The sequence below is a fragment of the Brachyspira pulli genome, from assembly GCF_036997785.1.
Taxonomy (GTDB): Bacteria; Spirochaetota; Brachyspiria; order Brachyspirales; family Brachyspiraceae; genus Brachyspira; species Brachyspira pulli.
The window spans coordinates 13,232-38,433 of sequence record NZ_JAWLQI010000001.1; the positions used below are offsets into that span (position 1 = coordinate 13,232).

The 25,202-nt window shown below is 27.9% G+C and carries 16 protein-coding genes; 10 read left to right on the forward strand and 6 right to left on the reverse strand.

Annotated features, from left to right (window positions below; genetic code table 11):
- The first annotated feature begins 8 nt into the window (after nucleotides 1–8).
- The 7 genes from R4K56_RS00060 to R4K56_RS00090 all read left to right on the forward strand — a co-directional run bounded on the left by R4K56_RS00060 (nucleotide 9) and on the right by R4K56_RS00090 (nucleotide 11,101).
- Nucleotides 9–1,058: a tetratricopeptide repeat protein gene (locus R4K56_RS00060; protein WP_335771641.1), complete on the forward strand. Its 1,050-nt coding sequence runs from the start codon at nucleotides 9–11 to the stop codon at nucleotides 1,056–1,058.
- Nucleotides 1,055–2,887, forward strand: a complete 1,833-nt coding sequence (locus R4K56_RS00065) for a hypothetical protein (protein WP_335771642.1) — start codon at nucleotides 1,055–1,057, stop codon at nucleotides 2,885–2,887. Before R4K56_RS00060 ends, R4K56_RS00065 begins: the two co-directional genes overlap by 4 nt.
- Before the next feature lie 410 nt (nucleotides 2,888–3,297).
- On the forward strand, nucleotides 3,298–4,194 hold the full coding sequence (locus R4K56_RS00070; RefSeq protein WP_335771643.1) for a DMT family transporter: 897 nt from the start codon (nucleotides 3,298–3,300) through the stop codon (nucleotides 4,192–4,194).
- An 85-nt stretch (nucleotides 4,195–4,279) separates the two neighbouring features.
- On the forward strand, nucleotides 4,280–5,356 hold the full coding sequence (locus R4K56_RS00075) for a M24 family metallopeptidase (RefSeq protein ID WP_335771644.1): 1,077 nt from the start codon (nucleotides 4,280–4,282) through the stop codon (nucleotides 5,354–5,356).
- A 139-nt stretch (nucleotides 5,357–5,495) separates the two neighbouring features.
- Entirely contained in the window at nucleotides 5,496–6,692 is a 1,197-nt protein-coding gene (gene tyrS, locus R4K56_RS00080; protein ID WP_335771645.1) for a tyrosine--tRNA ligase, read from the forward strand.
- 32 nt (nucleotides 6,693–6,724) lie between these two features.
- Nucleotides 6,725–9,652: an LPS-assembly protein LptD gene (locus R4K56_RS00085; RefSeq protein WP_335771646.1), complete on the forward strand. Its 2,928-nt coding sequence runs from the start codon at nucleotides 6,725–6,727 to the stop codon at nucleotides 9,650–9,652.
- A gap of 33 nt (nucleotides 9,653–9,685) precedes the next feature.
- Nucleotides 9,686–11,101, forward strand: coding sequence for an ankyrin repeat domain-containing protein (locus R4K56_RS00090; protein ID WP_335771647.1), 1,416 nt, complete (start codon nucleotides 9,686–9,688; stop codon nucleotides 11,099–11,101).
- Between the two features lie 131 nt (nucleotides 11,102–11,232).
- Here R4K56_RS00090 and phoU read toward each other — a convergent pair whose 3' ends face one another.
- The 6 genes from phoU to R4K56_RS00120 form a co-directional block, all read right to left on the reverse strand.
- Nucleotides 11,233–11,877, reverse strand: coding sequence for a phosphate signaling complex protein PhoU (gene phoU / locus R4K56_RS00095; protein ID WP_335757837.1), 645 nt, complete (start codon nucleotides 11,875–11,877; stop codon nucleotides 11,233–11,235).
- 42 nt (nucleotides 11,878–11,919) lie between these two features.
- A complete protein-coding gene (gene pstB, locus R4K56_RS00100; RefSeq protein WP_418232830.1) occupies nucleotides 11,920–12,717 on the reverse strand; it encodes a phosphate ABC transporter ATP-binding protein PstB in 798 nt (265 codons plus the stop codon).
- A 35-nt stretch (nucleotides 12,718–12,752) separates the two neighbouring features.
- A complete protein-coding gene (gene pstC / locus R4K56_RS00105) occupies nucleotides 12,753–14,543 on the reverse strand; it encodes a phosphate ABC transporter permease subunit PstC (RefSeq protein WP_335759667.1) in 1,791 nt (596 codons plus the stop codon).
- A gap of 92 nt (nucleotides 14,544–14,635) precedes the next feature.
- Complete coding sequence (locus tag R4K56_RS00110; protein WP_297298530.1) at nucleotides 14,636–15,442, reverse strand: substrate-binding domain-containing protein; 807 nt, start codon at nucleotides 15,440–15,442, stop codon at nucleotides 14,636–14,638.
- 576 nt (nucleotides 15,443–16,018) lie between these two features.
- Nucleotides 16,019–18,340 (reverse strand): ribonucleoside-diphosphate reductase subunit alpha, encoded by a 2,322-nt coding sequence (locus R4K56_RS00115; protein ID WP_335769242.1) that lies wholly within the window; start codon nucleotides 18,338–18,340, stop codon nucleotides 16,019–16,021.
- A 51-nt stretch (nucleotides 18,341–18,391) separates the two neighbouring features.
- A complete protein-coding gene (locus tag R4K56_RS00120; RefSeq protein ID WP_335771648.1) occupies nucleotides 18,392–19,465 on the reverse strand; it encodes a ribonucleotide-diphosphate reductase subunit beta in 1,074 nt (357 codons plus the stop codon).
- Nucleotides 19,466–19,692: 227 nt separating this feature from the next.
- On the opposite strand from R4K56_RS00120, the gene R4K56_RS00125 reads away from it, so the two are divergent.
- From R4K56_RS00125 to R4K56_RS00135, 3 genes are all read left to right on the forward strand, one after another.
- Nucleotides 19,693–21,309: a peptide ABC transporter substrate-binding protein gene (locus tag R4K56_RS00125; RefSeq protein ID WP_335771649.1), complete on the forward strand. Its 1,617-nt coding sequence runs from the start codon at nucleotides 19,693–19,695 to the stop codon at nucleotides 21,307–21,309.
- A gap of 97 nt (nucleotides 21,310–21,406) precedes the next feature.
- Nucleotides 21,407–22,846 (forward strand): aminoacyl-histidine dipeptidase, encoded by a 1,440-nt coding sequence (locus R4K56_RS00130; protein WP_335771650.1) that lies wholly within the window; start codon nucleotides 21,407–21,409, stop codon nucleotides 22,844–22,846.
- A gap of 91 nt (nucleotides 22,847–22,937) precedes the next feature.
- Nucleotides 22,938–24,872: an OPT family oligopeptide transporter gene (locus tag R4K56_RS00135; protein WP_297298112.1), complete on the forward strand. Its 1,935-nt coding sequence runs from the start codon at nucleotides 22,938–22,940 to the stop codon at nucleotides 24,870–24,872.
- Nucleotides 24,873–25,202 lie beyond the last annotated feature (330 nt).

Here is a 25,202-nt window from a genome sequence, read left to right on the forward strand (position 1 = left end):
ATAAAATTATGGATAATGATTTTTACAAATTAGCAGAAGAAGCATTCGATGCAGGAAATTATGAAAAGGCAATAGAATATTATGATAAACTAATATTTTATAATGGAGATAATGCGGAAGTTTATAATTGCAGAGGACTTGCAAAAAACAAGTTAGGTAAATATAAAGCTGCATTAAAAGATTTTAATACTGCTTTGAAATTAGATAATAATAATGCAGATATATATTATAATAAGGGTTTAACTGAATATGATATGGGTGATTATGAGAAAGCCATTAAAGATTACACTAAAAGTATAAAACTTGATAATACCATTGGCGATGTTTATAATAATAGAGGTTTATGTTATTCTGTATTAGGAGAATTTGAAAAGGCTATTGAAGATTTTACTTATGCTATAAGATTAAATAAAAATGATGCAGAACTTTACTATAATAGAGGGCTTGCAAAAGATAATTTAGAAGATTATAAAAGTGCATTAGATGATTATGATAAAGCTATTGAAATAAATCCTAAGTATAGCAATGCCTATAACAATAGAGGAAATGTAAAGGCTGAACTAAATTATGATGAAGAAGATATTATAAAAGATTATGATAAAGCTATAGAAGTTGATAATAATAATATAAGTGCTTATTTTAATAAGGCATTATATTATGATATTAATGAAAATTATGAGAAGGCTTTGAATCTTTATAATCAATTATTAGAAATAGATGAGTATTATGTAGAGGCTTATGGAAATAGGGCTTTAATTTTATATAAGTTAAATAAAGACGAGGAAGCTATTAAAGATTGTGATAAAGCTATTGAGTTAGATAGTGAGTATTGGCTTTTATATTTTAATAGGGCAGAGATTAAACTTGAAGTTGCTCAAAAAAATATTGATAATTTTAAAAAGTTAAATGATGAAGCATTTGAAGATATAAATAAATCTTATGAGTTAGCTTTAGAAGATGAAGACAGTTTAAATGAATTTAAAGATTATGTATTAGAATTAGCGAATAAAAATTTTGAAGCAGCAATTAAATTTTGTAAGGAGCATAAATTATTATGAATATGGAATCTCTTCCAAAATGGGATAATTATTATATAAATAATGATGAAAATTCTAAATTTCAATCAGATAAAATAGAACGTCCTCCATTAACTGGAAAAAATAGATATGTTCCTAATGGGCTTTATGATGAGAAATGGGGAAATGTTTATGATGCTTACGGCAAAGCAGATTTGACTCCTTATTATATAGAAGCTTTAACTAGCGATGATGATAATGATGTTAATTTCGGAGTGTATGGACTTTATGCAGCAACTACCCATCAAGGAAGTGTTTATAAATCTTCAAAAATGGCTGTTCCTTATTTGGCAGATTTATTAAAGTTTAATAATAATGCTTCAGAATTGGCATGTATATTTCTAGCAAGAATAGCATTGGGTGAAAAGCATTTTATTAATACACCATTCTTTTATAAAACTAAATATTATGGCACTGTCAAAAAATATAAAAATGAAATACTTGATTATTATAATAAAAGCAATTCTCTTGAAGCTATGAGATTATTATGTTTTATTCCAAACTCTTTAGATGAAATATTGAATTTTTCTTATGATGAATGTTTAAAATTAGAAAATGGAAATAAAAATGATGCATGCATTCGTCAGGCTTCAACTTTATTAGTACAAGGTTTTATAGCAGCACAGCATAATTATAAAATTTCTAATAAAGATTATTATAAAGAATATCCAAATATTAGTGATATTAATGATATAAAAAAATTAAAAGTTAATAAGCATATTGAAGAAGTTTATAATATTATGAACAAAAGTGAATCTCTTTTGGTAAGAGGTTCAGCAGCAATTTGTTTAGCTTATACTGGTATTTTTAATAAAGATATTTCTAATTTGCTTTTATATATAACAGAAAATAATTGTGCAGGTGTAGATTGGGTATGGGACGATAATTTTTCTAATATAGCAAAATATGCATGGCTTTATTCTAGTGATATTGAAACATTATTAAACACTGAAGGCATTAAAACAAAAAGTGATGTATTTATTGCTGGTGTTGTTAATAATGAAAAAAATTATAATGATATATTGATAGAAGCCGTTACAAGAGTTTTTCCACATAAAGAAAAAAAAGAAGAATTAATAAATCCAGAGTTGAATGATATACAAAAAAGAGTATTAAGAAAAATTGTTGATAATGCTCCTAATTTATTTGGAAGTTATGAATTAGAAGCTATTAATATGCCTTTAAATATTGAATCTGCAAAAAGACTTATAGATGATGATTATATAAAAAATAAAATTCTATGCAAAATAATCGATTCAAAACCTTTATGGTATATTATAGAAGAATTATTGATTAAAAAAGATGAAGAAGCTATTACAGATATTGTTATTAATAATAATATAGATTCCATGAAATTATTATTTGAAATATATGCTCCTATAAAAAATATTATTAATAGGGAAATAATAATAAATACTTTGAATATATACAGCAATTTAGACGATAAAAAAATATTGAATGAAAATAATAGTATTCTTTTATCTTCGATAGCGAATTGCCTAGCTAAAAGTATAGAAAACTATAAAGATGAAATATTTAATTATTTAGATGATACTATAATAAAAGTAAATGATTTCAAAGATGATTATGATTATAAAGAAAAATTAGTTGGAGAATATGTAGGAGTATTTTTATTAACATTAGGACGTTCAAAACTATTAGATGAAAAATATTATAAATTGGTTCGTCCTTATCATAAATATATTGAATATTCTATTTTTCCAAGTAAATTATTTTTTGAGCTTCTAAGTTATACATCTTTAGAATATCAGGAATTAATAAAAAAGCAGTTCAATATAAAAAATATTTAAAAATTATCTATTAAAAAAATTGTTTTTAATAGATACCTAAACAAGTATATTTTGTCAAAAATTATTTTTTTAAATTTTAAATATCCGCAGGGCTTTGCCCACCACGCTGTGTGCTTACGCAGCACCCCACTTCTTTTGTTGCCACAAAGAAGCAAAAAGGCTATATTTGACGAAGTCCACCTTTAGGTGTGCTTAAATTAATAGTTTATATTACATGTAAAACAAAATTAGTATTATTTAGTACTAATTCTATCCTTGCACTTTCGCGAAGCGTATCCGAGCTTGTCGAGGATATAGGTTCTTTTTGTGGCGGGAAAAAGAACAACAAGAAAAAATTGACAAACTTAAAAAATTTTAGTATATAATACTACTTAAATTTTTAATTATTATTTATGGAGTCTTATTTCATTATGAAGAAATTTATACCTATTCTTCCTATATTATCTGGTATATTTTGGGGCGGCGGCGGAATATTCATTAGAAGACTTATGGAATTGAATATAAATAGTTTTACTGTTGTTTCTTCAAGAGTTATCGTAGCAAGCATAATATTTTTTATATGTGTATTTTTATATGATAAATCTTTAATCAAAATAAAATTAAAAGATTTATGGATATTTGTTTCAGCTGGAATACTTGGAATATTAGGGCTTAATATTTGTTATAATGAGGCTGTAAAACAATTATCATTATCTTTATCTGCTGTACTTTTGAGTTTATCCCCTATATTTGTTTTGATATTTGCTAATATATTTTTCAAAGAGAAAATCACAGTAAAAAAAATTGTTTGTATGATATTAGCATTGCTTGGATGTTTCTTTGCAAGCGGTGTACTTGAAACTAATGAAACTATGCATTGGACATATTTTGGTATATTTATAGGTTTTATGGGGGCTTTCTTCTACGGTCTTTACAGTATATTTTCTAAGCTTGCCATAAAAAGAAATTATAATACATTGACAGTTACTTTATATGCCTTGATAAGTATAGCAATAATAACATTACCTTTTACAGACTGGAAGACTCTTTCAAATGTTGTAGTAGAAAATGGTTCTGGTATGTTGGTTTTTATGCTTTTTCATTCACTTTGTACATCAGTATTTCCTTATGCATTTTTTACTATAGCTTTAGGTTATATGGATGCTGGAAAGGCTTCTATATTAGCATCAGGTGAACCTATAGCAGCTATGATTTTTGGTGTATTCTTTTATCATGAAATACCTACTGTGCTTTCTGTTATAGGTGTATTATTAACATTAACTGCTTTAACTTTACTCAGTATTCCAGAAAAAATAAATACTAATTAATTTTAAAATTATTATACAAAAAATATATTTTTAATATATAATCTAGTCACATATTGTTATTAATTATATTAAAGGAATGATATTTATGAATATTAACAGATTAAACAGAGTTATTAATGCTATGAAAGAAAAGAATATCTATCAGTTTATAATAACAGATAGAATGTCAATATATTATCTTACTAATATTAATATATATTCAGGAGAAAGGTTTTTAGGACTTTATGTGAATCAAGATAATGAAGTGCATTTGATTAATAATCAATTATTTCCTTTGCATAATAATGATATAGATATTTTATACTATTCAGATACAGAAAGTGCTGTAAAAAAGTTATCTAAATTTGTTCATAAAGATAAAAATATAGGTATAGATAAATTGATGACATCAAATTTCTTATTAGAGATGATGGAATTAGGTGTAGCTAAAGATTATATAAATGCTTCTCCTTGTATTGATTATGTAAGAATGCAAAAGGACGAAGAAGAAATAAAAAAGATGATAAAAGCTTCAGAAATTAATGATAAAAGTATGAAAGAATTAATAGATTTTGTACAAATAGGAATGAAAGAAAATGAAGTTTTAGAAGAGCTTAAAAATATATATAAAAGAAACGGTGCTGATAATGTAGCATTCTCATTCGAGCCTATTATAGCATTTGGAGCTAATGCTGCTAATCCTCATTATGCTACAGCTGATACAGTAATAGGTAATAATGGCTGTTTAGTTATAGATATGGGATGCATGTATCAAGGATATTGTTCTGATATGACTAGAACTATATTTTTTGGCGAACCAGATGAAGAATCTAAAAAAATATATAATATAGTAAAAACTGCAAATGAAAAAGCTATTGAAAAAGTAAAAGAAGGTATAAAATTTTCAGATATAGATAATGAGGCACGTTCATATATAACAGAAAATGGATATGGTGAATATTTTACTCATAGAACAGGACATTGTATAGGAATGGATGTTCATGAATATGGAGATGTAAGTGCTACTCATAATGCTTTACTTAAAGAAGGTATGATATTTTCTATAGAGCCTGGTATTTATTATAATAATAAAGTAGGTGTAAGAATAGAAGATTTAATACTTGTTACTAAAGAAGGGCATAAGAATTTAAATAGCTTTACAAAAGAAATGATAATAAAATAATTATTTATTTTTTTATATGAAATTATCATAATAAACGGTAAATATTTGACTTTAATTAAAATTTACATTATTATTAACAACTATATTATAGGAAATAATATTATTTATAGTTAATTTTCAATTATAAAGGGATACTAAAATGGACAATAAACAATATACTGTAGAAGAATCTATCGAATTAATTACTCGCGGAATAAGCGAAGTTATAGGATTAGAAGAAATAAAAGAAAAATTAAAAAGCGGAAAGCAATTAACAGTAAAAGCTGGATTTGACCCTACTGCACCTGATATACATTTAGGTCATACAGTACTTTTGAGAAAAATGAGACATTTTCAGTTATTAGGACATAAAGTTGTATTTTTAATTGGAGATTTTACTGGAAGAATAGGAGATCCATCTGGTAAAACTAAGACTAGACCTAGATTAACTTTAGAAGATGTATTGAAAAATGCTGAAACTTATAAACAGCAGGTTTTTAAAATTTTGGATCCTGAAAAAACTATTGTAGAGTTTAACTCAAAATGGCTTGAAAAAATGAGTTTTGCTGATGTACTTGGACTTACTTCAAGATATACAGTAGCTCAAATGATAGAAAGAGATGATTTTGCTAAAAGATATAAAAATGGTCAGCCTATAAGTATGATGGAATTCTTATATCCATTAGCACAAGGTTATGATTCTGTAGCTTTAGAATGTGACGTTGAGCTTGGCGGTAATGACCAGAAATTTAATTTGCTTGTTGGAAGAACTTTGATGAAAGAGTATGGTTTATCTCCTCAGGCAGTTGTTACAGTTCCATTATTAGAAGGTTTAGACGGTGTTGAGAAGATGAGTAAATCTTTAGGTAATTATATTGGTATATATGATAGTCCTAAAGATATGTATGGTAAAGCTATGAGCATACCTGATAATTTAATAGCTAAATATATGGAACTTCTCACAGACATATCTATAGAAGATATAAAGAATTATGTTAAAGCTATGGAAAATGGTGAAAATCCTAGAAATATAAAAGGTATATTAGCAAAAGAGATAGTAAAAATATATCATGGTGAAGAAGAAGCTTTGAATGCTGAAGAAGAGTTTAAAAGAATATTCAGTTCTAAAGGACTTCCAGATGAGCTTGAAGAAGTAAAAGTAAATAAAGATGATAATATATTGAATATTTTATCTATTTGTATGTCATCAGAAAGTAAATCAAATTTGAAAAGACTTGTTGCTCAAGGAAGTGTTACTTTAGATAATGAAAAGATTAATGATATAAATACTGTTGTTTCTAAAGAGGGTATATTAAAAGTAGGAAAACGCAATTTCTTTAAAATTAAATTTTCTTGATAAAAAGTTATAATTGAGTTTTAGAGGATATAATGCGAATCTTAATTTTGCTATTATTTACATTCATATTTAATGTTTGTTTATACGCACAAGAAACTAATACCAATAATGTAAATAATACTATTGCAACAAACAATATAGGCGAAAGTGCAATAATGCAAATAAATAGATTCGATGCTAAAAAGAATCCTATTTCTTTTATTAATTTGGTTAATTTTACACCATTTTATGTTCTTAGAGAGTATGCTAGGGTTAATAATATAGAAATTTATCCTTATGATACAGAAGCATCTTTAAGAGCTAGGATTATAGAAAGACAAGTTAATATAAAACCTGAAGTTACAGATAATAAGGATCAAATAAGGGAAGTAGCAAGGGTTACTATAAATAGAGGAAATGCTCAGGTAGAACTTATAGGAGCGGACTTTGTTGAACGTTATGAGATAAAAGAAGCTGAAGAAGAACTCATAGCATTATATGGTAATGTTACTATGAGGATGTATAATAATACCTTGGTAGCTGATAGAGTAGTTTATAGTTTAAAAACAGGTGAAGTGTTTGCTTCTGGAAATTTAACTGTAAAATCTGGAGAAAGTACTCTTAATGGCCAATGGTTCATGCTGAACAGAGAGGATAAAAAAGGTATTTTATATGGCGGCGGTACAAAATTTATGGGATTTACTGTTGAAGGTGAAGTAATAAAATTTAATGACCAAGATTTTTTCGCTGAAAACAGCCGTGTTAGTTTCTCTCGTCTTACACCTGTAGCACATGACTTTTTGACTAGCCGTGTTTATCTTTGGAATGATAAAAATATCATGGTATTCAATAGTATTTATAGGGTGGGAAGACAGCCTGTATTCTATTTCCCTCTGTTTATTCAAAATAATATAGGTACTGGTATAATAACTTCATTTGGTGAATCATTACGTGAAGGTGTTTATATACAAAATTATAAGATATTTAATTTATATGGTGTTCAGCATAAAGTAAGATTCGATGCATATCAAAAATTAGGTTTTTTGCTAGGTGATGAGATAAGATATACAAGTCAATATCAAGATTTAGCATTAGATGCTATGTTTGCTTTGGGAAGACAGTATTATTTACTTAATTCTTATATTACATCAAGTATAGGATTTGGTACGAGGTATGTTAACTATTTTGGTACTGGAGAATCTGGAAAATTTGTACCTAGATATAAATTCCAATATGATCATACAATTCAATTATACAATAGTCAGAATATTAATAGCTATATTACAGGTAAGTTAAATTTAAATAGCGATTTATATTTCAGATCTGATTATTATAATCAAAGAGGTCAGTTTGATATATTAACGTTTTTTACATCTATTACAGGTAACTTACAAGATATCGGTGATTCTTATCCAGAAAGATATATTGAAAATTCAGTTTATCTTAATAATAATATTTATGGTGTAAATTTAAGAGTTGGTGCTGAATGGGATTTGGAGGCCGTTAGAAATATATCTGTAGATAATAATACAAATTTTGATTATTATATGTCAAAACCAAATAAGCTCATTTTACCATCAGTAGAAGCTAGTTACAGTTCTGTATTTGGAGATGAAACTTCTTATTATTTTCCTGGACTTAATATAAATTATGATTTGAGGGCTAGTTATAATCATACTATAAATTATAAAACTTCTGAAGGTATTGCTTTTTATAATAATCCTATGTTAGATGATCAGCTTAATGATAAATTGGCTGAAAGAAATAATTTAAATTTATATGGATCAGTATCCAGAACTTTTACTAATGATTTTATAAGATTTATTCCTAGTTTTAATATAGAATATTCTTATCAAAATAGTATAGATCCTACAGCTGAGGATTTAATTTATGATAAAGATAATACTTATTTGGGTTTAGGTACTGGAATGAATTTTTCTATGTTCTTGCCTTATAGTATTTTACCTTATAATTTCACTCAGTTTTTTGAACCTACTGTTAGATGGGATACTACATATACTTTAGGTTATAGATTTAAAGAAAAATATATTGATACAGATTCCTTAGGTTCTCAAATAGGAGAGTTTAATAATCATAATTTTACTACTAAATTGACAGTTGGCGGAACTGGTTATAGTTTATTCTTTTTACCAGATTTAAATTTAAATTTGGAATCATTCATAAGAACAGGTTATGATTTCATACCTACATACAATTCTGAAACTAGAACTTATCAAGTAGAGTTTTCTACAAATAAAATGCTTACTACAGAGGTTGGGGCTTCAGCAAGACTTTTATATAATCAGTCTTATATATCTTATGATGTATCAAGAAACTTATTGGGTACAAATTTAACGGTTAATCGTATTAATTCATATTTCCATTTCCCTATACCGCTTGGAAAAATCACAGATTGGATTTTAATTAAAAATAATAAAAAACCATTTTTTGATGGTATTATTAATGATTTTAATTTATATTTTGGTTTTTCTTTCACTCATGATTTTATTAACTATAGATATAATACAGCAGCATTTACATTCGGTATAGAACTTCAAGTTTTGAATCAGTGGAAATTTAGAATAGGTACTACAAGTGCCAATAAAAAGGCATATAGATATATAAAATCTTATGCCGAAAGAGAAAATGAAACTTGGGTTAATCCTTTCTGGGATATTATTAATTCCTTTAATTTCTCAAGTCCACAAAAAAGGACTGAAAGTTTATTTAAATTAGATTCTATAGAGGCTAGTGTATGGCATGAATTAGATGGCTGGCAGATTCAAGCTACTTTTGCGGTAAGACCTTCTAGTTTACCTTCTGATATATCATCAGGTTCTGTAAAAGGTGTTTATTGGAATAAAGAGTTTTGGATTGAATTTACTCTTACTGACTTTCCTAGCGTTGGTTTACCTAAGAGAGAATATGATCTTAACAGTACTATTACTGATTTACAAGATAGTGCTGCATCTACTCAGTAATATTTTATATAACGAAATTGAGAGTTATTTTTTATGAGAAATATTTTTATAATAATGTTTGTATTTTGTATTTCTATTTATGCTCAAGATACTATAGAAGAAGTTATAAAAGAAATCGAAAGAATAGAAGAAATTGATTTATTAGAAACAAATAATAATATTAATAAAAATTATAATTCTATATATGAAGCAATAGATAATGATGATGTAGAATATATGAAAGAATTTATAAGTACTAATGATAATTTTAATATAGATTCTAAATTACCAGATGATTATGAAAATAATTTGGGAGGTGCTAGTCTTTTATTATATTCTATATATAAAAATTCAAGATATGTAACAGAGTATTTAATAGAAAATGGTGCTAATCTAAAAATGAAAGATTTTAAAAATTGGAATAGTATCATGTATGCAGCAGCATATTCAGATTTATATATAATATCATTGCTTATAGATAAAGATAGTTCTTTACTTGACAGCAAAACAGAATTTAATGTAACACCTTTACATATAGCTAGCGGAAGTAATAATCTAAATGCTATAATGTACTTATCAACAAATTCTAATATAGATATTAATGGTCAAGATATTGATGGCTGGACACCTCTTTATCATGCAGCACATTCTAAAAGTATTGAGGCATATAATTTGCTTATAGAATTAGGTGCTGATACAAATATCACAGATAATAATAATGTTTTACCTGAAACTGTTTTAACTTCAACAATAGAAGAAGAAACTAATGAATTAAGAGATATTGATATAGAATTATTTAAAGCTATAGAAATAGATGATTATAAAAGTATTAGAGCTCTTGTAAATAGGGGTGCTAACATAAATGCCAAAGATGGTTATGGTTTAAGTGCTTTACATTTAGCTATAAAAAATAAAAGCATTAATTCTCTTAATGTACTTCTTGCTAATAAAAACATTGATTTGGAAGCAAAACTTCCGAAAGGCTATTTTACTCATTTAGGAGACGACTCTACAGATGCAGTATACATAGGGGAGTCAACTCCGCTTCTTTATGCTATATTTAAAAGCAAAGGGGATAGTAAAATATGCAACTTGCTTATAAATAAAGGTGCTAATGTTAATGCTACAGATGAAGAAGGGTGGTCTACATTTTTGTATGCTTCTGCATTTGGAAATAGTGCTATATTAAGAAACATTGTATCAAAAAATAGAAAATTGATTAATACAAAAACTAAGAATAATGTAACGCCTTTACATATGGCTGTGGTTTATGATAATATAGAAAATATTAGATATTTGGTTAGAAATTTAAAAGTAGATATTGATGCACAAGATGATGATGGTTGGACAGCACTTTATTATGCTGCTGCTAATAATAAAAAAGAAGCTTATAAATTATTATTAAGATTAGGTGCTGATAAAAATATCACTAATAATGAAGGGTTAAAGCCTTCTGATGTAATGCGTTAATAATATAATTAAATAACATAAGATTATTTCTAATACTTTAATTTGAAAACATTTATTTTTAATACCATTTTAATAAATAAAAAACCTGCCTAAAATATTTTAGACAGGTTATATTTTTATGTGAAAAATTATTACTTGAATCTTTCTCCAGTGCTGTAGTAATAAACCCATTTTGCTATATTTTCAGCATGATCTCCCATCTTTTCAAAGTATTTGGCTATCATCATCAAATATATTGCTTGATCAGCATTTTCAGCACCGCTTTTTATTAAGTCAACCATAGAGTCTCTCATCTTATAGAATAATTTATCTACATTATCATCGCTTTCTATTACATTGCGGGATAATTCAGCATTCTTTTCTTTAAATGCTTTTAGACAATTAGTTACCATATAATCAATTATGTTTGACATTTCTATTATAGTATCTATATTATTTTTATATATATTTCCTTCTAATAAAAATCTAAGCAGATCACATATATCTTTTGATTGATCTCCTATTCTCTCTAAGTCTGTAGCTATTTTTAATGTTGCAGAAACTATTCTTAAATCTGTTGCTACTGGGTTTTCCAATAATAACATTTTTAAAGATGAACTTTCTATTTTATAAGATATTCTGTTTATGTTTCTGTCATTTTCTATAACTTGATTAGCTAATTCTATATCTCCGTTTGTTAAAGCTTTTGTAGAATTTCTTAAAGCTTTCAATATCATGTCTCCAGCTTCAACAACATAATCTATTAACTTATTTAATTCTTCTTCAAATTTTTTCATTTTTTTCTCCGTTTAATTAATATAAAAAATAAAAATTATAAATCAACCAAATCTTCCAGTAATGTATCTTTCTGTTCTTTCATCTTTAGGTTTTGAGAATATTTCTTCTGTGTTGCTGTATTCTACAATTTCACCAAACAAGAAGAAAGCAGTTTTATCAGATACTCTCATAGCTTGCTGCATATTATGAGTAACTATTACTATAGTGTATTCATTTTTTAATTCATCTATTAATTCTTCTATTTTTCCTGTACTTATTGGATCTAATGCACTTGTAGGTTCGTCCATAAGAAGTATTTTAGGATTAACAGATAATGCTCTTGCTATGCATAATCTTTGCTGCTGACCTCCAGACAAACCTAAAGCATTTTTATTAAGTCTGTCTTTTATATCGTCCCAAAGAGCCGCTTTAGTTAAACTATATTCAACTATCTCATCTAATTTAGATTTCTTTTTTATTCCAAAAGTTCTAGGGCCATAAGCTATATTATCATAAACACTCATAGCAAAAAGGTTAGACTTTTGAAATACCATTCCCACATTCTTTCTTAAATATGATACATTTACATTTTTATTATATATATTAACCCCAGCTATTTCAATGTCGCCTTCTATTCTGCAGTTTGGAACTAAATCATTCATTCTGTTAAATGTTTTTAATAGGGTAGACTTTCCGCATCCTGAAGGCCCTATAAAAGCTGTTACACTATTTTTAGTTATATCAATATTAATTTTTTTTAAAGCTTGAAAACTTTCATAATATAAATCTAAATCTTTTACTTTTATAGCTGTATCAGTATTAAAGTCAAAATTTACATTATTGTTTGTTGTATTATTTATATCATTACCCATTTTTTATCCTTTCAATAATATTATTAATAATCTTTCTTTAACTTCGTATTAACAATAAATAGTGAAGCATTAAGAAGTATAACCATAATAAGCAAAATACTGGCAGTTGCAAAAGTCTGATTAATATATAAGCCTTCACTTGAGAACATCCACATCATAACTGAAAATGAACTTCCCGAACTTAAATAACCTTTAGGCATATATCTTACTGCTCCGGCTGTATATATCAAAGCAGCACTTTCACCTACTATTCTTCCTATGCTTAAAATGACAGAGGTCATAATACCAGAAAAACCACAAGGCAATACAATTTTAAATATTGTTCTTACTTTTGAAGCTCCCAAAGCCAAACTTCCTTCACGCAAACTTGTAGGTATTGATAATAATGTTTCTTCTGTTTGTCTTATTATAGATGGCAGTATTATTAAAACTAAAGTTAATGAACCTGCTAATATACTTCTTCCTATACCAAATAGATTAGCGAATACTAACATACCAAAAAGACCAAATACTATTGATGGAATGCCTGATAAACTGTCAGTAAATATTCTAATTACAGATATTAATTTACTTTTAGCTTTTGAATATTCAGTTAAGTAAATAGCTGCAAACACTCCTAAAGGTATTGCTATTATAAGCGACATAAAAAGCATCATACCTGTTGAAACTATTGCAGGCAATAATGTCATTTGAGAGTTATTACTTTTTCCAAATAATAAATTGAAATTGATATGAGGTATTCCCCTTATTAAGATAAATAATACTATAAATACTAGAAGCAATGTTGATACTGCAGCAGCAAATACTGAAATATATTTTAATGCATCAGCTTTTATAGTTGATACTTTCATTTTTATATTTTTGAAAGAAAAGTCATTTACATTGGCTTTTAATTCTTTATTCTTGCCGAAAAGACTAGAGAAAGAAAATGAAAAATATAAATTATTTCTTTTTAATAGTGAAAGTACTATATTAATAATGAGTATGAATAATAATAATACAAAAGCTGTAGCTATTAATGCAGATCTATGAATTCCTGTTGCATATCCCATTTCTAAGGCTATATTAATAGTCATAGTTCTAAAATATGAGAATAAATCTTTAGGTACAAAAGGTGCATTTCCAGCAACCATCATAACCGCCATAGTTTCACCAATAGCCCTTCCCATACCAAGTACTATAGCAGAAAATATGCCTGATTTTGCAGCTTTAACAATAACTCCAAAAATAGCCTGTGAATGAGTATTTCCTAAAGCTATTGCCCCATCATAATAATATTTATACACAGCTTCTAAATTATATTTTGTGATTGATGTTATAGTAGGAAGTATCATTATTGCAAGTATAATAGAGCTTGCTAATACTCCTTCACCAACATCATTTGGAGAAATGTTTTTTAAAAAAGGTACTAATACTACCATACCAAAAAAACCGTAAACTATTGAAGGTATTCCAGCAAGTAAGTCTATAACTTGTGATAATACTATCTTTAATTTTTTTGGGCAGAACATTGATATATAAACTGCAGTGAAAAAACCAAATCCTCCGCCTAATAATGTGGCAAGAATTGTTACATATATAGAACCAACTATCATTGGTAATATTCCAAAATCTTTTGATGATGGAGACCAATTCATACCAAAAACGAATTTGAAAAATCCAACTTCTTTAAATACTGGAATACTATAGATAAATATAAAAATACATATTGAAAATACAACTATAACAGAAAATATAGAACATATAAAAAATACATATCTCATAACATTATCTAGTATTTCATTACGTATATGTTTATTAATATTGTTATCCAAAATACATATCCTAAATTAAATTATTTTTATGACATTGAAATAAAAAAGTCGATATACAAAAACTAATTTGTATACCGACCTTCATTATTTTATCAATTAGCTACATACCCGTTTTCATTTATAACCGCTTTCCCAGCTTCACTATTAATAAAATCTAAGAAAGCCTTAGTACCTTCATCTAATTCAGCACCTTTTTTTGTGAATATGTAGAAAGGACGATAAAGTTTATATGTATCGCTCTTTATATTTTCTACTGATGCAGGAACATATTCATTTTGTCCTTTTGCTTTGTAAGCTAAAGGTTTGATAGTATCATCAATAGAACCCAAAGAGATATATCCTATTTTTGAAGCATCACTGCTTACAGAAGTTTTTACTTTTCCAGTACCATCTAATATTTCAACTGTTGCAGGTAATGGAGATTCTTTTCCTATAGCAGTTAAATCTGTAAAAGCACTTCTAGTACCAGAACCATCTTCTCTTGAGATTGATTTACTGATATTTCCTATTGCTTTATTATTGATATAAAGATCATATAATTCTTCTTCGCTAATTTGATTAATTTCAGAATCTTTATTAGCTATAATTACTATACCGTCTTGGCATAATAAATAAGTGTCTAAATTAGGTAATTCATCTTCTTTCAAATTTCTTGAAGCCATGCCTATATTGTTGTTGCCGTTTATAGTGTCTTGAACTCCAATAGTTGAATCAGAAGTTTCTACTGTTACAGTGTAATTAGAATTTACTTCTTCAAATTTTTCAGCTAATTTGAACATTAAAGGTGAAACAGAAGAAGAGCCTGTTATCACAATGTCAGTAGGGCTTGAAGCACCGCCGCCGCAAGAGATAAGTCCGAATAGACTTACAAGAGTTAAGAAAATCAAAATCTTTTTCATAATATTGATTCGCTCCCATATAATTTTTTTGTGTTTGTTAAATCTAACGCGAACCTTATATACTATAAAAATAAATATGTCAATACGAAATTTGAAATTTAATTTTAAATTTTGAACTTTTTAAAGAAACTATACCTAGCTATATATATGAAAGAAATCATAATAATTTAGTAAAAGTTAACATAATATTAAAATATGTTAACTGAATTATGTTAATAACATATTAATTAAATCCTTAATTAGGTCTAAAATTACATATAAAAAAATTTACTTTTATGAGAATTTTTTTCAGCAGAATAAAATATTATATTTATTGCTAATAAAAATTGTTTGCTCTAAAGCTCTGTTAAATAAATTTACTAGAGGCTCACAATTTTTATGAATAGCTTTATAATATTTAAAAAAATTATTTTTTAACAAAAACAACAAGAAAGCAAATCAATATTTTTTATATAAACAAGGATTCTATATTATATTATAAAAAATAGCAATAGGTTATGAAAAATTTTTAAAAAATAAATAGGCACTATAACAAAAGTTATAATGCCTAATAGGGTATATTTATATTGATTTTTATTATGTACAAGATTCACAAACTTCATCTAACTCAAAATTAGACTTAGGAGTTTTCATATAATAAAGAGTTTTTAAACCTAAATCCATAGCATATTGTATATCGTCCCAAAGCTCTTTTGCAGAATCAGGCTTTACATAATATAAATTTAATGATTGTGCTTGGTCTATATATCTTTGTCTTACAGCAGCAAGTTCTATTATAGTTCTTGCAGGTATATTCCAGCATCTTTCATAATATTGTCTATTCTTTTTTATATTAGGTGCTAAGCTAGGTAATGTTTGTATACCTTCTTCTATAAAGAATAAATCTACTATAGGTTCTATACTTTCAGTTGCAGATACACTTTTACCAGATGTAGCAGTAGGGGCAATAGCACCATGGAATGAAAAACGAACACCATTAGCTTTTATTTTTTCAGCAAGTTTATCCCATTTTTCTTTATCTACTGTAACATCAAGATTATTTTTCTTATTGTTATTTAATAATGATATATGGAATGGAGTTAATCCTTCTTTCCATTTAGATTCATTGAATGTTTTATAAGGGCCTCTTTCTTTAGCTAATAAATTTGATGCTTCGTATATATGATAATATAAATCATCAAAAACTTTATTAGTAAATTCTAAAGCTTCTTTGTCTGTATATTTTAATTTATTTGAAGCAAGTAAATTAGCATAGTTAATAACACCTATACCAATAGGTCTATTTTTCTTATTTGCTATTTCACCTTCTTTTACAGGATAGAATTGTGTGTCTATTATGTTGTCGCATCCTCTTAAAAGAGTATAACAGAATGACTGTTTTTTCTCCTCATTGAATGTAACCCAAGACATAAGATTTACAGAAACTAGATTACATATACCTATTTCACCGCTTTTTTTTCTTTGAATGATTTCATATTCTCCATCTTCATTGATAACATATTTTTCATCAATAAGTTTTGACGGATAAGAAGGTATAACTATTTCCTGACATAGATTAGAAGCACCTACAAATTTATTAACCATATTTTGTTCATTGATATTGTCCACAAAAGTAAGATATAAATTTCCTGTTTCCTGTCTTACTTTCAAAATTTGGAATAATAAATCTTTTGCTTTTATTTTCTTTTTTCTTATAGAAGATTTACTTTCATAATACATATAAGCTACATCAAATTTTTCGCCGTATTCTTCATTTAAGAGGGGAGTTTCTTTTGGGTCGAAAAGAGTTACATATTCATCTTTATTGACACGTTCTCTAAATATATTGCTTATCCTAATAGAATAAACTAATTTTCTAGCTCTTGTATCTTCTGTACCGCCTGCATCTTTAAGCATAATTAAATCTAATACATCTAAATGCCACCAAGGGAATGTTACAACACAAGCACCTTTACGTACTCCGCCTTGATTGAAAGATGATATAGTTTGTTCCACTCTTTTTATAAATGGTACAGGTCCGTCAGAACGTCCTCTATTAGTTTGTATACTTGAACCAGCAGCTCTTATATATGAAGCATCATAAGCTATACCGCCTGAAAATTTTGAATATAGAGCCATATTTCCATCAGTTTGATTTAGACTCCAAGTATCATCATCAGGCGTATTTAATATACAGCTAGCTAACTGTGCTTTTATTGTCATACTGTTTGCTATTCTAGGTGTAGCAAATGTAATTTCATGCCTTGAAAGCATATCATAAGTTCTTTTTATATATTTTAATCTTTCTGCCTTACTTATTTCTAATTTATCTTTATTTTCGCCTTTATAATAGTCATTATAAAATGAAAACATAGCAGCTACCATATAAGTTACTTGAGGCAATTCAAGTTTTTTATTTCCTATATTCTTACAGTATTTTTTATAGAAAATAGCTAATCCCTTATATGTAAAAAGTAAATCTCTATTAGGATCTATCATTGCATTGATTTTATCCAATTCTTTATCAGAGAATAAGTTTATTATATCTTTATCATAAATTTTATATTTAATTCCTTTTTTCAAGAAATTTTTTATATGAGGATAAGAACCTATTTTTTTAAGTCCGCAAGTTTCCTTATATATTTTCATTAGATAAAGCTTTTCTGCTATTGTATCATATACAGGATATAATGGGCTTATCATATTAACAGCAGTATTTATGAGTTCATCATATAATACTTCTATTTTCATTTTATCATTTATTTTTATATTCAGACTTTCCAAAAGATTATTAGCAAAAACTTCTTTTCCCTCAGTAGCCCAATTTACAACTTTCCTTAGTTTTTCTTCATTAAATGGTTCTTCCCTTCCATCTCTTTTTATGATTATGTGTTTTTTATCTTTTGTAAGTTCTATCATATTTTTTACCCATCGATTCTATTTTGTTTAATAAATAATAACTATAAATAATTATAAATCGTTTTTTAATGCACCTTTTTGGTATGATGTATTAGTAGTTTCCTGTAAAGCTGCATTTTGTTTATTTATATCTCTATAGCTGTTAAACCAATCTATTATATCGGATTTTTTTTCGGATAGATATTCAGTTTCTACTCCTAAATCTCTTAGTCTTACGCCAGCCCAATATTTAATGAAATGTTCGCTTACTGAAGAATTGATTCCAGAAACTTCATAACCATCAAAAAGATATTTAGCCCATTTAATTTCTTCATTAACAGTAAATTCTGTCATTGCTTTAGCCATATCATTAAACCAGCCGCTTTTAAATAAATGAGTAAATCCCTGATCTGTTTCTTTTCTAAGTATATTCATTACATTTTTACCAGTAGGAACATGAGTATTTAATTCATCATGTGCAATTAATTTAATAGTTTTTGTGAAACCAGCTATTGCATTATCATAACTATTATTGATTGTGAAAGTAACAAGAAAAGAAAATGGGAACTTTACACTTTCAAGTAAATATATACCTACTAATAATCTTAGTACAGCTTGTTTTTTTTCATCTAATGAAGCATTTGAATTTTCAAGATTACATAAATCATCAACATTTCCAAATAATTCAACCTCTTTTTCCATTCTATGCTTTACAAATTCATCATTATAAACTAAATCCAATGTATCAGTTGCTTCATGTCCGAAAACCTCAGAAAGCCCATAGGAATAGCTTTCAGCATGTATATTTTCTTCTATTGCTATTCTTGCATATAGTATAGACCATATTGAACTTGTTACTATTCTGTTTAATATTGAAGAAAAACCGCTAGTAACTCCGCTGTCCATTAATGTTTGATATGCTATATTAAGTTTGAAAGCTCTTTGTGCATCTTCTGGAAGTGTAGAAAATCTAGTTTTATCAGATTTATAATCAACCTCTTTTGAAAACCAAGTGTTTCCCTCACTAGCTTCTTTTAGTTTTCTTGCAACTTCATGAGAAACATTATCTATTCTAAGGTAATGACCAAAATCTCCGAAGAATATTTTCTCATTTTCAGGTTTTTTCTCTATATCTATTACTTTCATTTATCCTCCAAAAAATATCTTTTATTGTTATTCGAATTTAATTAGTTATTCTAATTTTCTTTTTTATATTTGTCAAGGGATTTTTATTGTACATTTATTCGATTGTTTTAAATTTGTTATACATTTTCTACTTTTTGTAAAATAAGTAAAATATATACAAAACTATTATTGACTATAGATATATATTGTGATAGAATAGAACAATTAATATTGTTGGGGAATTATTTATGATGAAATCTATAAAAATATTATTTTGTATATTTGTTTATATTTTTGTTATCTCATGTGGAGGATCAGCAAAATATGAAGAAGGTGTTTTAAGACTTAATGTAGGCCCAGAACCTCAAACCATAGACCCTACATTAAATTCGGCAATAGACGGAAGTATGTATATTATACATGCATTTGAAGGACTTGCCACAAAAGATAAAGAGGGAAAAATAGTTGGCGGTGTTGCTGAAAGTTGGGATATAAGTGAGAATGGAAGCAAATATGTGTTTCATATTAGAAGCAATGCTAAATGGTCAGACGGTAAGCCAGTAACAGCTAATGATTTTGTTTATAGCTGGAGAAGGGCAGTTGATCCAAAAACAGCAGCTAATTATAGTTATCAAATGGAACCTTTAAAAAATGCTAAGAAAATAACAGCTGGTGAGATGCCAGTTGATTCTTTAGGTGTAAAGGCGATAGATGATAATACATTAGAAGTAACTTTAGAGGCACCTATTCCATATTTTGATCAGCTTATGGCATATCCTGTATATTTTCCTTTAAGAGAAGATATTATATCAGCTAATCCTGATACTTGGACTATGAATCCTGAAACTTATATAGGTAATGGCCCTTTCAAAATGACAGAGAGATCTATTGATGATAGAATAGTTATGGAAGTTAATACTAATTATTGGAATGTATCTGCTATAGTTCCTAAAAAATTAATATTTGTATTAATGGATAATCCTACAGCAGTAGTAGCTGGTATTAAAGAAGGTTCTATATATTTTTCAGACAGAGTTCCTACTCAAGATATGGATGCATTAAAAGAAGAAGGATTTTTACAAATAAAGCCTTATTTATCAGTTTATTATTATAGTTTGAACAATACTAATGAAATATTAAAAGATGTAAGAGTTCGTAAAGCATTAGCCTTAGCTATAGATAGAAATTATATAGTAGAGCAGGTTACAAGAGGAGGACAAATTCCAGCTGCAGCTTTAGTTCCTGGTTTAATATCAGATGTTACTGGAAGTTTTAGAACAAATGGCGGTGATTATTATAGTGTAAAACCAGAAGACTATACAAAAAATATAGAAGAAGCTAAAAAATTATTGGCAGAAGCAGGTTATCCAGAAGGACAAGGTTTTCCTGTATTAGATTTTAAAACAAATCCGGGTGAACATACTTCTATATTTGAGGCAGTTCAGCAGATGTGGAAAAATAATTTAGGAATAGACAGTACTATATCTAGTGAAGAATGGGCAGTATTTCAGCAAACACGTTTAGATAAATCTTATGTTGTTGCTAGAAATGCATGGGTAGGCGATTACAATGATCCTATGACATTTTTAGGTATGTTCTTAAGTCATAGTGCTCAAAATGTAGAAGGTTATAATAATCCTAAATATGATGCATTACTTGCAGAGGCTTCTTCTACAGGCGATAATAATATTAGAATGCCTATACTTCATAAGGCAGAAGATTTATTTATGTCAGAAATGCCTATTATACCTATTTACTTTTATACTTTGCCAGTACTTGTTAACCCTAATTTGAAAGATGTACAATTTGATACTTTGGGTAAGCATAAATTTTTCTATGCTTATTTAGAGAATAATGAAAAATAATTTATATATGTATTAAAACTAAAATGATGAATAATGTTCATTGTTTTAGTTTTTTATATAATGTATTATTTTATAAATATTTTTAAGGAGTTTTTGTATGGATTTAAGTAATTTTGATAATCTTGATTCTAAAGAAGTTTTTAGATGGTTTAGTGAAATGAGCAAAATACCTAGAGAATCTGGACATGAAAAAGAAATTAGTGATTTTTTAGTTAAATTTGCTAAAGGCAGAAATTTAGAAGTTTATCAAGACAAAGAAAACAATGTAATTATCAAAAAGAAAGCTACAAGCGGATATGAAAATGTTAAGCCTGTTATAATACAGGGACACATGGATATGGTTTGTGAAAAAACAAAAGAATCAAAACATGATTTCAGAAAAGATCCTATAGAATTAATAGTTGAAGGTGATATTTTAAGAGCCAATGATACTACTTTAGGCGGTGATGATGGAATTGCTGTTGCTATGGGACTTGCATTACTTGATTCTAAAGATATACCTCATCCAGCATTAGAAATATTAGTTACAACTGCTGAAGAAACAGGTATGGACGGTGCTTCTGCTATTACTGGCGAACATTTAGACGGTAAAACTCTTATTAATATAGATGGAGAAGTTGAAGGAGTATTTTTAGTAAGCTGTGCAGGCGGACTTAATACTTTAGTTGATTTTGATATCAAAAAAGAAGCTAACAGTAATGAAGCATTAAAAATTGAAGTTTCAGGACTTAAAGGCGGACACTCTGGTATAGAAATTAATAATCAAAGAGCTAATGCTATTAAAGTATTGGGAAGAGTTTTATATGCAGTAAAAAATGATATCAATATTGCTTGTATAGAAGGCGGTGCTAAACATAATGCTATTGCTAAAAATTCTGATGCTGTAATAGTTGCTAAAGATATTGATAAAGTAAAAACTGCTATAGAAACAATTGCTAACAATATCAAAGCTGAATACAGAGTTGAAGATCCTGATATGAAAATAGCTGTTTCAAAAGCTGATGCTGTTAAAGAATGCTATACTAAAGAAGTAAGTAATAATGTTATAGACTTTATTATGCTTTCTCCTGACGGAGTACTTTATATGAGCAGAGATATAGAAGGATTAGTTCAAACAAGTGCTAATAATGGAATTTTGAAAGAAGAAAATAATAAATTAACTTTCACTATATCTATACGTAGTTCTGTTTCAAGTTCTTCAAATGAAATAGCTTCAAGAGTAGAAATTGCTGCAGCAAGAACAAATGCTAATTGCAAAAGATCAAGCGAATATCCAGCTTGGGAATATGATGCTAATTCAAAAGTAAAAGATATAGCTCTTAATGCTTACAAAAAAATAACTGGAAAAGATGCTAAAATAGAAGCTATACATGCTGGTTTGGAATGCGGAATATTAAAGAAACCTTTACCAGATGTTGATATGATTAGTATGGGACCAGATATTTGGGACGTTCATACTCCAAAAGAACATTTAAGCATAGCTTCAGTAGATAGAATGTGGAAAGTTTTGAAAGAGCTAGTTATCAATATAAAATAATTAATTATGTGAAAAATTAGTGTTTGACAATATATTAAAAACACTTTGGTTATTTATGAAAAATACTATAAAATAATTTTAAGGAAATATTATGTCAGATTTAAACAAAGAGGCTAGAAAGTTATCTAAAGATGCTTATGGCGGGATAAAAGGAGAGGATTATGTTCCTTTTATTCCATCAACTGTTGTTATGCCGGAAATGACAGGTTATTCAATAATATTAGGTATTTTATTTGCTATACTTTTTGCTGCTGCTAATACATATTTAGGATTAAAAGTAGGATTAACAATATCAGCTGGTATACCAGGAGCTATACTTGCTACAGGTTTATTCAAAGCTTTCTTTAAAAGAAATAATATTCTTGAAGCGAATTTCACTGCTGCTTTAGCTGCTGTTGGTGAATCTATTGCCGGCGGTATTATATTTATACTTCCTGCTTTGCTTTTATTTGGAATGGGGCTTTCTATGTTAACCGTTATTATTGTTACAATAGTTGGCGGTTTTATGGGTTGTTATTTTATTACACCTGTTAGAAAATATTTAATAGTAGAAGAACATGGTTCTTTGATTTATCCTGAAGCTATGGCTCAATCAGAAGTATTGGTTATAGGTAGTGAAGGCGGTAAAGGTTTTAAATATATGATAACTGGTATAGCAACAGGAATGTTATACAAATTATTTTCAGGCGGATTCGGTTTCTGGAAAGAAAGTGCTACTTATATAATTAAGCCTTATGAAAAAACTATGCTTGGTATAGATACATTAGCTTCTTTATTGGGTGTAGGTTTTATTATCGGTCTTGAAACTTCATCTCTTATGTTTGCAGGCGGTATAGTTGCTTGGCTTGGACTTATTCCATTAATTAAATACTTTGGTAATTTTATACCAGTAGCAGTTTTCCCTTCATCAGTTCCTATTGCTGAAATGTCTGCTCAAGAGGTTTGGGGAAGCTACATAAGATATATTGGTGCTGGTGCTGTTGCTATGGGTGGATTTATTTCTTTAGCTAAATCTATGCCTACAATTATCAGTTCTTTCCAAAAATCTTTATCAGGTATGGCTGGCGGAGATCATAATGCTGCTAAAAATACAGATAGAATAAATCAAGATGCACCTATTATATGGCTTATTGCTGCTGCTATATTTGGCTTCTTAGCTACTTGGCTTATACCAAGCATTGGCGGCGGAATAATAGGCGGTATATTAGCTGTAATATTCTGTTTCTTCTTTGCTGTTGTATCAGCTAGAATGGTTGGTGTAATTGGTGCAAGTAACAACCCTGTTTCTGGTATGACTATAGCTACACTTTTAATTGTTGCTACAGTATTTAAATTGACTGGAAATGTTGGTGATGAAGGAATAAGAATGTCGCTTTTAGTTTGCGGTATAGTTTGTGTATCTACTGCAGTTGCTGGTGGTGTTGCTCAATCATTAAAAGCTACATACATAATAGGCGGAACTCCTAAGAAAATACAATTAGGTATGTTTATAGCATTAGGCATCGCTTCTGTAGGTGCAGGTGCTACAGTTATACTTATGCAAAAAGCTTATGGTATAGGTTCTGATGCTGTTCCAGCTCCGCAAGCTACTTTAATGAAACTTATAGTTGAAGGTATAATGACTGCTCAGCTTCCTTGGACTTTAGTTATAATAGGTGCTGCTGTTGCTGTATTCTGTGCTATAGCTAAACTTCCTATACTTGCTGTTGCTTTAGGTCTATATTTGCCTATTACTCTAAGTACTGCAATATTTATAGGCGGTATTGTTAGAAAACTTGTTGAAATGAAATTCAAAGACAATGAGGAAGAAAAAAGCGAAGCTACAGAAAAAGGTATATTACTTGCTTCTGGTTTAGTTGCTGGTGATGCTATAGTTGGTATATTTATAGGTATAATGGCTGCTTTAAATATAGCTATTAACTTTGGTTCTAAAATTGTACCTCAAAGCAATTTAATAACTTTCATTATATTTGCTTTATTCTGTGCTTGGGTATACAAATATACAACTACTAAAGACAAAAAATAATTTATAGTATTTATAAATTTTATAAAAGATCATAATGCTTTACTTTCGCTAGTATTGCATTATGATTTTTTTATATATACCTAAACAACTATACTTTGTCAAAAAATTATTTTATTATTTTTATTATTTGTGGGGACTAGCCCCCACACCCCCACTTCTTTTGGTGACCCAAAGAAGCAAAAGGACTATATTTTAGCTTAAATTAATAGCCTATCTTACATGTAAAACAATTTTAGTATGATTTACTACTAATTTTATACTTGCACTTTCGCGAAGCGTATCCGAGCCTGTCGAGGATATAGCAACTTTGACGAAGTCCGCAGAGCGTAT

Excerpts from the sequence above, each read along its gene's own strand:
- R4K56_RS00070 (WP_335771643.1), top strand. The coding sequence starts at position 3,298 with ATGAAGAAATTTATACCTATTCTTCCTATATTATCTGGTATATTTTGG.
- R4K56_RS00060 (WP_335771641.1), top strand. The coding sequence starts at position 9 with ATGGATAATGATTTTTACAAATTAGCAGAAGAAGCATTCGATGCAGGA.
- R4K56_RS00125 (WP_335771649.1), top strand. The coding sequence starts at position 19,693 with ATGATGAAATCTATAAAAATATTATTTTGTATATTTGTTTATATTTTT.
- R4K56_RS00090 (WP_335771647.1), top strand. The coding sequence starts at position 9,686 with ATGAGAAATATTTTTATAATAATGTTTGTATTTTGTATTTCTATTTAT.
- R4K56_RS00085 (WP_335771646.1), top strand. The coding sequence starts at position 6,725 with ATGCGAATCTTAATTTTGCTATTATTTACATTCATATTTAATGTTTGT.
- R4K56_RS00110 (WP_297298530.1), bottom strand. The coding sequence starts at position 15,442 with ATGAAAAAGATTTTGATTTTCTTAACTCTTGTAAGTCTATTCGGACTT.
- R4K56_RS00075 (WP_335771644.1), top strand. The coding sequence starts at position 4,280 with ATGAATATTAACAGATTAAACAGAGTTATTAATGCTATGAAAGAAAAG.
- R4K56_RS00065 (WP_335771642.1), top strand. The coding sequence starts at position 1,055 with ATGAATATGGAATCTCTTCCAAAATGGGATAATTATTATATAAATAAT.
- tyrS (WP_335771645.1), top strand. The coding sequence starts at position 5,496 with ATGGACAATAAACAATATACTGTAGAAGAATCTATCGAATTAATTACT.
- phoU (WP_335757837.1), bottom strand. The coding sequence starts at position 11,877 with ATGAAAAAATTTGAAGAAGAATTAAATAAGTTAATAGATTATGTTGTT.
- R4K56_RS00135 (WP_297298112.1), top strand. The coding sequence starts at position 22,938 with ATGTCAGATTTAAACAAAGAGGCTAGAAAGTTATCTAAAGATGCTTAT.
- R4K56_RS00115 (WP_335769242.1), bottom strand. The coding sequence starts at position 18,340 with ATGATAGAACTTACAAAAGATAAAAAACACATAATCATAAAAAGAGAT.
- R4K56_RS00120 (WP_335771648.1), bottom strand. The coding sequence starts at position 19,465 with ATGAAAGTAATAGATATAGAGAAAAAACCTGAAAATGAGAAAATATTC.
- R4K56_RS00130 (WP_335771650.1), top strand. The coding sequence starts at position 21,407 with ATGGATTTAAGTAATTTTGATAATCTTGATTCTAAAGAAGTTTTTAGA.